Raw genomic sequence first — 12,275 nt, forward strand, 5'->3', positions numbered from 1 at the left:
TTCGAGGGGGGAGGTGTCCGCTTGAAGAGCCAAAGATCCAAGTCCCGCCGCAAGACAGGCGCGGGCCTCAAGCATTCCCCGTAGCCGACGACGCGCCGATCTCCGGTGCTCCTTTCCCCCTCACCTTCGGCCACGGCCGCATGACCGGCTGTGGCATCTGATTTCTCAAGCCAGAATTGGAAACACCATGAAGGAACTCACCAAGAGCCGTTTTGCAGCACTCCGCCGCACGATGGCCGAAAGCAATGTCGGCCTCGTCGCGTTGGCGCCGGGATCGCATATGGATTGGCTGATCGGCTACCATCCGCATCCCGACGAACGCCCGTGCCTACTGCTCATCGGCCCGGAGAAGGAAGCGTTCCTGATGCCGGCGCTCAACGCCGAAGGCACGCGCGAGCACACCGACATCGCCTTCCACAACTGGGCCGATGACGTTGGCCCGAGCGACGCCCTGACCGCAGCGCTTGCCGATGTCGGCGCCGCAAAGCCCGGTCGCGTCGTGCTCGACGAAACCATGCGCGCCGATTTTGCGCTGCTGCTGATCGATGCGCTGCCCGCCGATACCGCGCGCGAATTCACCCCGGCGACGCTCGGCGCACTCCGCATGCGCAAGGACAAGAGCGAGTACGCGCTTCTGAAGATGAATGCCGGCATCGCCGATCGCGCCATGCAGGCGGCATTCTCCAAGATCCGCCCGGGCATGACCGAGAAGGAACTGGCCGCCGAGATCCGCGGGCACTTCGCCTCGGAAGGTGCCGCACCGGCCTTCTGGATCGTCGGCGCCGGCGGCAACGGCGCCTTCCCGCATCACTCCGCCAGCGAGCGGGTGATCGAGGAAGGCGATGCCGTCGTTATCGACATCGGCGGCCGCAAGCAGGGCTTCCCGAGCGACATTACGCGCATGGCGATCGTCGGCCGCGCGCCCGAAGGCTACGGGCAGATCCACACGATCGTCGAAAGGGCCGTCCAGGCGGCACTGAAGGCGGCTCGCCCGGGCGTGCTCGCCAAGGAGGTTGATGCTGCTGCCCGCAAGGTGATTTCGGACGCCGGTTATGGCGAGTACTTCGTCCACCGCACCGGCCACGGCATGGGCATCGACGGCCACGAGCCGCCCTATATCACCGCGACCTCGGAAACCGTGCTCGAAGAAGGCATGGTCTTCTCGATCGAGCCTGGCATCTATCTCCCCGGCCGCTTCGGCATCCGGCTCGAGGATATCGTTATCCTCCGGGAGGATGGGCCGGAGGTTCTCTCCTCACTCCCCCGCGACGTTCACGTCGCGAAGGCCTGATCAAAGTTGCGGCGCTCCAGGGCGCCGCTTCTCTTTGCGCTCTTCGTCGGGCCCTGCGGCTATAGAACCGGCCGCTTGCGCGGCTTCGCGAGCTCGCTCCCCTTCTTGCCGGGTTGCTTCTTGTAGACGGGCTGCTGCTGCTCGACTGGTGGCCAGATCCAGTAATAGCCATAGGGCCTGCGCTGGATCCCCTCGTAATACTCGCCCTTCCGCGTCCGCATCTGAGCCTCGGCATCCCCCGCAGCCGCCACCATGACGAAGAACGCGCCGAGCACGGCTGCGACCACGAACTGATATTCCGATTTCATCATCACCAGAGCTCCTTGCCTCCCTTGTCTACGCCTGAGGCGGGCGGGGTCAACAGTTGTGCGTCTATCAGTTCTTGCTTGACGACCCCAACTGGCTTGATCATATTGGTGAGATGTCAGACCAATTTGGCCTCTGGGGAGGGAGCCGAATGAATGAACCGGCAAGAGCGGCACTGATGCCCCTGCCCCCGGCCGACCGGGCTCAGCAGGTGATTGCCGCGTTGGCTGACTACATCGAACAATCGGGCCTGAAACCCGGCGAACGCCTGCCGGCCGAGCGCGAGCTGATGACGGCGCTGGCCGTCGGCCGCTCCACGATCCGTGAGGTCATTCGCCACTTCCAGGCACTCGGCGTCGTCGAGGCGCGCAAGGGCAGCGGCACCTATCTCTTGCGCACGATCTCCGGCGCGACCGTCCATATGCCGCTCACGCTCGACGCGGCGCACCTGCGCGACGTGCTGTTGATGACGCTCGAAGTGCGCCGCGGCATCGAAGTCGAAGCCAACATGGTCGCCGCCCGCCGGCGCACCGAAGACGACCTGAAGGTCATCGAAATCAGGCTCAACGAAATGGAGCGCGTGCATATCGCCAAGGGCACGTCGGGGCCGGAAGACCTGGCCTTTCATCTGGCGATCTACGACGCCACCCACAATCCGCTCTTTCGCCAGCTGCTCGAACAAATGCGCGAGGCCTTCGAGCGCTTTTGGGACCATCCTTTCGACCGAACGGATTTTGCCCGTCGCTCCTTCCCGTTCCACCGCACCCTCTTCAACGCGATCGCTGCTCAGGACCCTGAGACCGCGCGCGAAGAAACGCTGAAAATCCTCGCGATCGTCGAGGAAGACATCAAGGAAATGTCCAAATGACCAACGGCCTCGATCCGTTCGACCACGCCTCGCTGATCGTCGCGCATGACGAAGGCCACGCCTTCGACGCCGTCGTGCCGCCGATCGTGCAGACCTCGCTCTTCACCTTCAAGGACTATGACGACATGGTCGCCTCCTACCGGGGCGAGCGCGTGCGGCCGATCTATACCCGCGGCCTCAACCCGACTGTGCGCATGTTCGAGGAGATGCTGGCGAAACTCGAAGGCGGCGAGGACGCGATCGGTTTTGCGAGCGGCATGTCGGCGATCTCCTCGACCGTGCTTTCCTTCGTCGAGCCGGGCGACCGGATCGTTGCCGTCAACCATGTCTATCCCGATGCCTTCCGCCTGTTCGGCACGCATCTGAAGCGCATGAAGATCGAAGTGACCTATGTCGACGGCCGCGACGAGGAAGCGGTCGCCAAGGCGCTGCCCGGCGCCAAGCTCTTCTACATGGAAAGCCCGACGAGTTGGGTAATGGACACCCACGACGTCGCTTCCCTTGCCCGCCTGGCGAAGGACCAGGGCATCATCACCGCGATCGACAACAGCTGGGCGAGCCCGATCTTCCAGCAGCCGATCTCGCTCGGCGTCGATCTCGTCATCCATTCGGCCTCGAAATATCTCGGCGGCCACTCGGACGTCGTCGCCGGCGTCGTCACCGGATCAAAGGAACTGATCGGCCGCATCCGTTCCGAAGCCTATCCCTATCTCGGCGGCAAGCTTTCGCCCTTCGACGCCTGGCTCTTGATCCGCGGTCTGCGTACCTTGCCGATCCGGATGAAGTCGCACGAGCGCTCGGCGCTTGAAGTCGCGCGCCGCCTGCAGGCTCACCCGCTGGTCGAGACCGTCTGCCACCCCGGCCTTGGCAACACATTGCCGCCGGGCCTTTCCGGCACCTCCGGCCTCTTCTCCTTCATCTTCCGCGAGGGCGTCGACGTCAGGCGCTTCGCGGACCATCTCGAACTCTTCAAGCTCGGCGTGTCCTGGGGCGGGCATGAAAGCCTCATCGTGCCGGGCGAAGTCGTGCTGTCGCAGAAAGCCCAGCCCAATTCCGCGGCCGCCTTCGGCATCTCGCCGCGATCGGTACGGCTCCATGTCGGTCTGGAGGGAACGGAGGCCCTCTGGAGCGATCTCGAAGCGGCGCTCGCCGTCGCTTCGACTGACTGACTGGAGCGGGATCAGGATCCCGGTCCGCCCACTTTGAACCAAAACCAACGAAGAAAAGAGGGAACAGAAATGAAGAAACTGATCACTGCCACGCTTCTCGCCAGCCTCATGGCCGGAAGCGCGCTCGCCGACACCAAACTGAAGCTCGTCGAGGTCATCACCAGCCCCGAGCGCACCGAGACGCTGAAGTCGATCGTCGCCAAGTTCGAGGCCGCCAACCCCGGCACGACGGTCGAGATCATCTCCCTGCCCTGGGGCGAAGCCTTCCAGAAGTTCGCGACCATGGTTTCGGCCGGCGAACTGCCTGACGTGATGGAAATGCCCGACACCTGGCTGTCGCTCTATGCCAACAACGGCATGCTCGAAAGCCTCGAGCCCTACCTCGCCAAGTGGGAACACACCGGCGGCCTGACGGAACGCGCGCTCGAACTCGGCCGCGACGTCAACGACACCGCCTACATGCTGCCCTACGGCTTCTACCTGCGCGCCATGTTCTACAACAAGAAGCTCTTGTCGGAAGCCGGCGTCAACGAGCCGCCAAAGACCATGGACGATTTCGTCAAGGCGTCGGAAGCCGTCTCGAAGCTTCCGGGCAAGTCCGGCTACTGCCTGCGCGGCGGCCCGGGTGGACTCAACGGCTGGGTGATGTTCGGCGCCACCATGGCCGGCAGCAACACCTTCTTCAATGAGGACGGCACCTCGACCATGAACAGCGAAGGCTGGGTCAAGGGCCTCACCTGGGTGATCGATCTCTACAAGAAGGGGCTGGCGCCGAAGGACAGCGTCAACTGGGGCTTCAATGAAATCGTCGCCGGTTTCTACAGCGGCACCTGCGCCTTCCTCGACCAGGACCCGGATGCTCTGATCGCGATTGCCGAGCGCATGAAATCGGAAGACTTCGGCGTCACCACCATGCCGAAGGGCCCGAGCGGCAAGGCTTTCACAACCATCGGCTTTGCCGGCTGGTCGATGCTGTCGGCAAGCCAGAACAAGGACCTCTCCTGGAAGCTGATCGAGACGCTCGAAGGGCCGGAAGGCAACATCGAGTGGAACAAACGCACTGGGGCGCTTCCGGTACACAAGTCGGCCGAGAAGGATCCCTTCTATGCCAGCGCGCAGTTCAAGGGCTGGTTCGACGAACTTGCCGACAAGGACGTCGTCCTGACTGTGATGCCGACCTACCTCGAGGAATTCGCCTTCTTCAAGGACTCGCTTGCCATCAAGACGACCCAGGAAGCCTTGCTCGGCGATATCACGCCGCAGCAACTCGCCGACCAGTGGGCCGACTACCTCACCAAGGCACAGCAGAAGTTCCTCGCCAGCAAGAAGTAAGCTTTTGGCCGGCGGCGGTTCGCCGCCGCCGGCCCTCATAACTCTTTGAGCGGAATGAAGTGTGCGCGGTCTCCGCCCTTCCCGCTCCGACCTAGAATCGAGGCACGCCCGAAAAACCGGCGGCCGCACAGGGGAAATTTCGATCGATGGCCTATGTCGCCCGCCAAAGCGGCCTGCCGGCAAGCAGGACGCCGCTGAAGAAGCGCATCGCCGATGGCGCCGCACCCTATCTCTATAGCGCGCCGGCGCTGATCCTGATCGTCACCGTGATGCTGGTGCCGCTGGTGCTCGGCGTCTCCTACGCCTTCCGCGATATCCAGCTCCTGAACCCGTTCTCCGGCGCCTATATCGGTCTTGATCATTTCCGGGCGCTGTCCGAGGACCAGGCCTTCTATCGGGCGTTGCGCAATACGCTCTGGTGGACCGGTGCCTCGGTCTTCTTCCAGTTCGTTTTCGGTCTGATCCTCGCATTGCTGCTCGACAAGCCCTTCTACGGCCGCGGCCTCGCCCAGGCGCTCGTCTTCCTCCCGTGGGCGGTGCCGAGTTTCCTCGCCGGCCTCAACTGGGCCTGGCTGTTCAATCCGGTCGTCGGCCCCCTGCCGCACTGGCTCTTCGGCCTCGGCATCATGAGCGAGCCGAACAACATCCTGTCCGACCCGCAGCTTGCCATGTGGGGGCCGATCATCGCCAATGTCTGGTGGGGCATACCCTTCTTCGCGATCACGCTTCTGGCCGCCCTTCAGGCGATCCCCCGCGACCTCTACGAGGCCGCCAGCATCGACGGCGCCGGCCCAGTGCAACGTTTCCTGTCGATCACCCTCCCCTTCCTTGCACCGACGATCGCCATCACCATCCTCTTGCGCACCGTCTGGATCTCCAACTTCGCCGATCTCATCATCGTCATGACCAATGGCGGACCGGCCGACCGCACCCAGATCGTCGCCAGCTACATCTTCACCCAGGCCTTCAAGCGGCTGGATTTCGGTTACGCCTCGGCGATCGCGCTCGTGCTCCTGGCGCTGCTGCTCGCCTATTCGATGCTGATCGTCATCCTGCGGCAATGGCTCCTGAGCAAGGATTGAACCGATGCGCGTCAAACCTCTTTTCCTCATGATCGCGCACCGGCTGGCAATCCTTGCCTATATCGCGTTTGCGCTCTTCCCGCTCTACTGGCTGCTGAAGGTCGCCGTCACGCCCAACGATCTGCTCTACTCCGAAGGCATTCGAATGTGGCCGTCGCGCGCCAGTCTTGAGCACTTCGATTTCGTGCTCCGCCACAGCGCCTTTCCGGTGTTCTTCAAGAACAGCCTGATCGTCTCGGGTTCCACCGCCGTCATCGTCACCATCCTCGCCTCGCTCTCGGGCTACGCCCTGTCGCGCTTCAATTTCCGCGGCAAGTACTGGCTGGTGGCGCTGATGCTCCTGACGCAGATGTTCCCGCTGGTGATGCTGGTGGCGCCGATCTTCAAGATCCTCTCGCCGCTCGGGCTGACCAACAGCCTGACCGGGCTCGTCATCGTCTACACCGCCTTCAACGTGCCGTTTGCCACCTTCCTGATGCAGTCCTTCTTCGACGGCATCCCGAAGGATCTGGAGGAGGCCGCGATGATCGACGGCGCCACTCAATTCGTCGCCTTCCGCCAGATCATCCTGCCGCTGACGCTGCCCGGCATTGCCGCAACGCTCGGCTTCGTCTTCACCGCAGCGTGGAGCGAGCTACTGTTCTCGCTGATGCTGATCTCCGGCAACGATCAGGCGACGTTCCCCGTCGGGCTTCTGTCCTTCGTGTCGAAGTTCTCCGTCGACTTCGGGCAGATGATGGCCGCCGGCGTGCTCGCGCTCATCCCCGCCTGCCTCTTCTTCCTGCTCATTCAACGCTATCTCGTCCAGGGCCTCACGGCCGGCGCGGTCAAAGGCTGAGGATTGTTCTCATGGCTTCCATCGATATCGCCAATATCCAGAAATCCTACGGCATCCACCCGGTCCTGCACGATGTCGACCTGAAGATCGGCGACGGCGAATTCGTCGTGCTCGTCGGCCCGTCAGGCTGCGGCAAGTCCACGCTTCTGCGCATGATCGCCGGGCTCGAAAGCGTGACCTCGGGCGAAATCCGCATCGCCGGAAAACGCGTCAACGAACTGGCCCCGAAGGACCGCGACATCGCCATGGTGTTTCAGTCCTACGCGCTCTATCCGCACATGTCGGTCGCCAAGAATATGAGCTACAGCCTGAGGCTGAGGAAGGTCGCCAAGGAAAAGATCGCAAGCGTCGTCTCGGGCGCTGCCGCCAAGCTCGGTCTCGACCCGCTGCTCGAACGCCGCCCCCGTGCACTTTCGGGCGGACAGCGCCAGCGCGTCGCCATGGGCCGGGCCATCGTGCGCGAACCCAAGGCGTTTCTCTTCGATGAGCCGCTCTCCAACCTCGACGCGCGCCTCCGCGAACAGATGCGCGCCGAGATCAAGAAGCTGCACAAGGACTTGGGCGCCACCTCGATTTACGTCACCCACGACCAGATCGAGGCGATGACGCTCGCCGACCGGATCGTCGCCATGAACGGCGGCTTCGTCCAGCAGGTCGGAAGCCCTCTTGATCTCTATGACCGCCCGGCCAATCTCTTCGTGGCCGGCTTCATTGGGTCGCCAGGGATGAACTTCTTCGAGGGAACCTATCGCAACGGCACCGCCCCGCGCTTCGAGACCGAAGGCGGCATCATCGTTCCGGCCCAGCCGCATCCTGCCTTGACGGACGGCGCCAGGGCGACGCTCGGCATCCGGCCGGAGCATGTCGAGATCGGCGTCGAAGGCCCGGATGCGCTGAAAGCCAATGTCGACCTGGTCGAACCGACGGGCTTCGGCATCATCCTGCACCTCTCCTTCGGCCGTGCCGGCTTCAAGGCGTTTACCAACGACCGCCGGTTCCTCAACGTTTCCGGCTCGCTGCCCGTACGCCTGCCGGTCGAGCGGCTGCACTTCTTCAACGCCGACGGCAATCGCGTCTGAGCGCCGGCAGCGACATGGCGAAAATTTAGGCGCATCCGGCAAACCGGCCGGCTGCGCCGGTTGACTTCCACAAAGCGAGGCGTACCGTCGTCGTGTCGCAAGTATCAACCGCCGTGGCGCCAACTTAAGAGAAGCAAGCACCGCCAAAACGACAGATTGACGATAGCCTTCCTTGCCTGCGCCCGGCGATATTGAGGAAGTGTCATGCGAATTCTTGTTGTTGCCCTTGCCTTTTCGACAACGATGCTCTGTCCGTTCGCTGCCCTTTCGCAAGAGGGCGATGCGGCCGCCGGAGCCACCGTCTTCAAGAAATGCGCCGTCTGTCATGTGGCCGACAGCGACACCAACAAGGTTGGGCCATCGCTCAACCATCTGTTCGGACGAACGGCAGGCACTCATGCCGACTTCAGCTACTCACCGGCGATGATCGATGCCGGCAAGGGTGGACTCGTCTGGGATGAGGCGCATCTGCGCGACTATCTGCACAATCCAAGGACCAAGGTGAAAGGCACGAAAATGGCCTTTGCCGGTTTGAAAGATGATACGGATATCTCCAACCTCATCGCCTATCTCAAGCAGTATTCGCAGTAACCTGCGGAGACTAAACGCAACCGCTGCTCGCACGGAGGCGGCGAATTGCGACTGTTCGACGTTCGTGTAATAATTGCAGCTACAGCACCGCGTGTCTAACCAGACGCGCAAAGGTCGCTGTAGAACTTTGAATTCCTGCATGTTTTGCCGTTTGATCGGCGACGATTAACGGAAACATGCAGAAGGCTCTACGGATTGCGTATTCATGCCCACAGCCGCCAGCGGCGAGGAGGGACAGAAATGGCCGTGGTAGTTGTTCTGGTTTTGGTGGCCGTCGGTTCGGTGTTGTTCCATCTGTTGAGCCCATGGTGGTGGACGCCGATCGCGTCCAACTGGAATTACATAGACAATACGCTCATCATCACCTTCTGGATTACCGGCGTCGTCTTCGTCGCCGTCGTGCTTTTCATGGCCTATTGCGTCCTGCGTTTTCGGCATCGCCCGGGAAACCGGGCGGCCTATGAACCGGAAAACAGGAAGCTCGAAGGGTGGCTTGCCGGCGGCACCACGCTCGGCGTCGCCGCCATGCTCACCCCCGGCCTTTTCGTCTGGCACCAGTTCGTGACCGTGCCGGATGGTGCGGCGGAGGTAGAAGTCGTCGGCCAGCAATGGTTGTGGAGCTTCCGGCTGCCCGGCGCAGACGGCAAGCTCGGTACGTCGGAGACCCGCGACATCACGCCGGAAAATTCGCTCGGTCTCAACCGCAACGATGCGGCCGCCCTCGACGACGTCGTCATCGAAGGCGGCGAACTGCATCTGGAGGTCGGCAAGCCGGTCAAGATCCTGCTGCGATCGGTCGACGTGCTGCATGATTTCTACGTGCCGGAGTTCCGCGCCAAGATGGACATGGTGCCGGGCATGGTCACCTATTTCTGGCTGACGCCGACGCGCACCGGCACGTTCGAGGTGCTGTGCGCCGAACTCTGCGGCACCGGTCACCCACAGATGCGCGGCACCGTCGTTGTCGACAGTGCCGCCGATTATCAAGCCTGGCTCTCGCAACAGACGACATTCTCGCAATTGCAGGCAAAGGCAGGAACGAAAGAAACGGCGCAGGCAGTGAATGCCGCCCCGGCGCAATAACAGGCGCCCCGACGGCCAAAGCGGGATGAGGAAAAGTGCTCGCGATTTCCGCCCGCACCCCGCTCGTGAGGAGACGCAATTCCATTGTTGGACGTGCGGAATTGCAGGTTCAAGGCGTTGGATCGAGATGATCCGGTGTTGGGAGGTTCTCGCAGATGGTCGATATCCGGTCAGGCACGGGCGAAGAGATTGGCCCCGCGGAAGTGGAGGACGTGGAACTCTATCATCCCCATAGCTGGTGGACGCGTTATGTCTTCAGCCAGGATGCGAAGATCATCGCCGTGCAATATGCCTCGACCGCGATCGCCATCGGCATGGTCGCCCTCGTGCTCTCCTGGCTGATGCGGCTGCAGCTCGGCTTTCCCGGCGCCTTCGCCTTCATCGATGCGGAACGCTACTACCAGTTCATCACCATGCACGGCATGATCATGGTGATCTATCTGTTGACTGCGCTCTTCCTCGGCGGCTTCGGCAACTACCTGATCCCGCTGATGCTCGGCGCGCGCGACATGGTCTTCCCCTATGCCAACATGCTGAGCTACTGGCTGTATATGCTGGCCGTCCTCGTGCTCGTCGCGAGCTTCTTTGCACCCGGCGGGCCGACCGGCGCCGGCTGGACGCTCTATCCGCCACAGGCAGTGCTTTCCGGCACGCCCGGCGGCAAGGACTGGGGCATCATCTTGATGCTCTCCTCCCTCATCCTATTCGTCATCGGCTTTACCATGGGTGGCCTCAACTATGTCGTCACCGTGTTGCAGGGGCGCACGCGCGGCATGACCTTGATGCGCATGCCGCTCACCGTCTGGGGCATCTTCACGGCGACGGTGATGGCGCTTCTCGCCTTCCCCGCCCTCTTCGTCGCCTGCGTCATGATGCTGTTCGACCGGGTGCTCGGCACCAGCTTCTTCATGCCGGCGATCGTCGAGATGGGCGAGCAGCTGCAGCATGGCGGCGGCAGCCCGATCATGTTCCAGCACCTCTTCTGGTTCTTCGGCCATCCGGAGGTCTACATCGTCGCCCTGCCCGCCTTCGGCATCGTCTCCGATCTCATCAGCACCCACGCCCGCAAGAACATCTTCGGCTACCGCATGATGGTCTGGGCGATCGTCATCATCGGCGCGCTCTCCTTCATCGTCTGGGCGCACCACATGTATGTCAGCGGCATGAACCCCTATTTCGGCTTCTTCTTCGCCACCACCACCCTGATCATTGCCGTGCCGACGGCGATCAAGGTCTACAACTGGGTGCTGACGCTCTGGCGCGGCGATATCCATTTGACGCTGCCGATGCTGTTCGCGCTCGCCTTCATCGTCACCTTCGTCAATGGCGGGCTGACCGGTCTGTTCCTCGGCAATGTCGTCGTCGATGTGCCGCTCTCCGACACGATGTTCGTCGTCGCCCATTTCCACATGGTCATGGGCGTTGCGCCGATCATGGTGATTTTCGGGGCGATCTATCACTGGTATCCGAAGATCACCGGCCGCCTGCTCAACCAGGCGATGGGGCAGATCCACTTCTGGGTCACCTTCGTCGGCGCCTATCTGATCTTCTTCCCGATGCACTATCTCGGGCTGATCGGCATGCCGCGCCGCTACTATGAGATGGGCGAGACCGCCTTCGTGCCGGCATCCGCCCATACGCTCAACGAGTTCATCACCATCATGGCGCTGATCGTCGGCGCCGCCCAGATCGTCTTCCTCTTCAATCTCATCTGGAGCATCCGCCACGGCCGCGAGGCCGGCGGCAACCCCTGGCGGGCAACGACGCTCGAATGGCAGACGCCGGAAACGCCACCGCGGCATGGCAATTGGGGCAAGGACCTGCCGGTCGTCTACCGCTGGCCCTATGACTACAGCGTGCCGGGTGCAACGGAAGATTTCATTCCGCAGACTGAGCCGGGTTCCGTAGGCCACGCGCCGGAGGGGGCCTCATGAACGTCACCCTCGTCTTCCTGGCGGTGATCTTCGCGATCGCCGCCTGGTGGCTCAGCCGGCAGCGGCTGTTCTCGAAACCCTGGCTGGAGGTCGGCCACGCCCACGACCCCCGCCCGCGCGGTAGGCCTTCGATCCCGCCTGCAAAAATCGGCCTTGGCGTCTTCCTTGCTGTCGTCGCCGCGCTCTTCTCTCTCTTCATCAGCGCCTACTTCATGCGCATGGCCTCCACCGACTGGTGGTCGACGCCGATGCCGAAGATCCTCTGGCTGAACACCGCCATCCTTGCGCTTGGCAGCCTGCTTCTGCATGCGGCCCGCGTCACTGCCGAACAGCATCGTGACGAGGCGAGCCGCACGGCGATGATCGCAGCGCTTGCCGCCGGTCTCGCCTTCCTCGCCGGCCAGGTCTTTGCCTGGCGGGAGTTGACCGACGCTGGCTTCCTGCTCGCCGACAATCCGGCCAACAGCTTCTTCTACATGATCTCGGGCATGCATGGCCTGCACATCCTCGGCGGCCTGTTCGCGCTTACCCGGGTCATCGTCAAGACGCGCACCGGCCCGATGGGCGAAAAGGCCGTGCTGTCGATCACGCTCTGCGCCACCTACTGGCATTTCATGCTGGCCGTATGGCTGGTGCTTTACGCGCTCTTTTCCGGCTGGGCCAACGACTTCGTCGAGCTCTGCCGGTCGCTCTTGACTTGAA

The 12,275-nt window shown here is 62.7% G+C and carries 12 protein-coding genes; 11 read left to right on the forward strand and 1 reads right to left on the reverse strand.

Annotated elements, in window-relative coordinates:
- Nucleotides 1–187 precede the first annotated feature (187 nt).
- Nucleotides 188–1,291 (forward strand): aminopeptidase P family protein, encoded by a 1,104-nt coding sequence (locus ASD63_RS07670; RefSeq protein ID WP_034798896.1) that lies wholly within the window; start codon nt 188–190, stop codon nt 1,289–1,291.
- Between the two features lie 59 nt (nt 1,292–1,350).
- Here the strand turns inward: ASD63_RS07670 and ASD63_RS07675 are convergent, their stop codons facing one another.
- Complete coding sequence (locus tag ASD63_RS07675; RefSeq protein ID WP_034798899.1) at nt 1,351–1,602, reverse strand: hypothetical protein; 252 nt, start codon at nt 1,600–1,602, stop codon at nt 1,351–1,353.
- Nucleotides 1,603–1,748: 146 nt separating this feature from the next.
- Here ASD63_RS07675 and ASD63_RS07680 point away from each other — a divergent pair, with 146 nt between their 5' ends.
- The 10 genes from ASD63_RS07680 to ASD63_RS07725 all read left to right on the forward strand — a co-directional run bounded on the left by ASD63_RS07680 (nt 1,749) and on the right by ASD63_RS07725 (nt 12,274).
- On the forward strand, nt 1,749–2,465 hold the full coding sequence (locus ASD63_RS07680; RefSeq protein WP_034798900.1) for a FadR/GntR family transcriptional regulator: 717 nt from the start codon (nt 1,749–1,751) through the stop codon (nt 2,463–2,465).
- Entirely contained in the window at nt 2,462–3,634 is a 1,173-nt protein-coding gene (locus ASD63_RS07685) for a PLP-dependent transferase (protein ID WP_034798903.1), read from the forward strand. The genes ASD63_RS07680 and ASD63_RS07685 overlap by 4 nt, the downstream gene beginning before the upstream one ends.
- A 69-nt stretch (nt 3,635–3,703) precedes the next feature.
- Nucleotides 3,704–4,966, forward strand: a complete 1,263-nt coding sequence (locus ASD63_RS07690; protein WP_034798905.1) for a sugar ABC transporter substrate-binding protein — start codon at nt 3,704–3,706, stop codon at nt 4,964–4,966.
- Between the two features lie 146 nt (nt 4,967–5,112).
- The gene (locus tag ASD63_RS07695) at nt 5,113–6,048 is read left to right on the forward strand and encodes a sugar ABC transporter permease (RefSeq protein ID WP_051659467.1); all 936 of its coding nucleotides are present in this window, start codon (nt 5,113–5,115) and stop codon (nt 6,046–6,048) included.
- A 4-nt stretch (nt 6,049–6,052) separates the two neighbouring features.
- Nucleotides 6,053–6,886 (forward strand): carbohydrate ABC transporter permease, encoded by an 834-nt coding sequence (locus ASD63_RS07700; RefSeq protein ID WP_034798907.1) that lies wholly within the window; start codon nt 6,053–6,055, stop codon nt 6,884–6,886.
- An 11-nt stretch (nt 6,887–6,897) separates the two neighbouring features.
- The gene (ugpC, locus tag ASD63_RS07705) at nt 6,898–7,965 is read left to right on the forward strand and encodes a sn-glycerol-3-phosphate ABC transporter ATP-binding protein UgpC (protein ID WP_034798909.1); all 1,068 of its coding nucleotides are present in this window, start codon (nt 6,898–6,900) and stop codon (nt 7,963–7,965) included.
- Between the two features lie 204 nt (nt 7,966–8,169).
- On the forward strand, nt 8,170–8,556 hold the full coding sequence (locus ASD63_RS07710; protein WP_034798911.1) for a cytochrome c family protein: 387 nt from the start codon (nt 8,170–8,172) through the stop codon (nt 8,554–8,556).
- 240 nt (nt 8,557–8,796) lie between these two features.
- Nucleotides 8,797–9,639 carry a cytochrome c oxidase subunit II gene (locus ASD63_RS07715; RefSeq protein WP_034798913.1) on the forward strand — a complete coding sequence of 281 codons (843 nt, stop codon included), beginning with the start codon at nt 8,797–8,799 and terminating at the stop codon, nt 9,637–9,639.
- A 155-nt stretch (nt 9,640–9,794) separates the two neighbouring features.
- Nucleotides 9,795–11,573: a cytochrome c oxidase subunit I gene (gene ctaD / locus ASD63_RS07720; RefSeq protein WP_034798915.1), complete on the forward strand. Its 1,779-nt coding sequence runs from the start codon at nt 9,795–9,797 to the stop codon at nt 11,571–11,573.
- The gene (locus ASD63_RS07725; protein ID WP_034798917.1) at nt 11,570–12,274 is read left to right on the forward strand and encodes a cytochrome c oxidase subunit 3; all 705 of its coding nucleotides are present in this window, start codon (nt 11,570–11,572) and stop codon (nt 12,272–12,274) included. Before ctaD ends, ASD63_RS07725 begins: the two co-directional genes overlap by 4 nt.
- Nucleotide 12,275: the final 1 nt, after the last annotated feature.

It is taken from the genome of Ensifer sp. Root558 (genome assembly GCF_001427045.1).
Taxonomy (GTDB): Bacteria; Pseudomonadota; Alphaproteobacteria; order Rhizobiales; family Rhizobiaceae; genus Ensifer; species Ensifer adhaerens.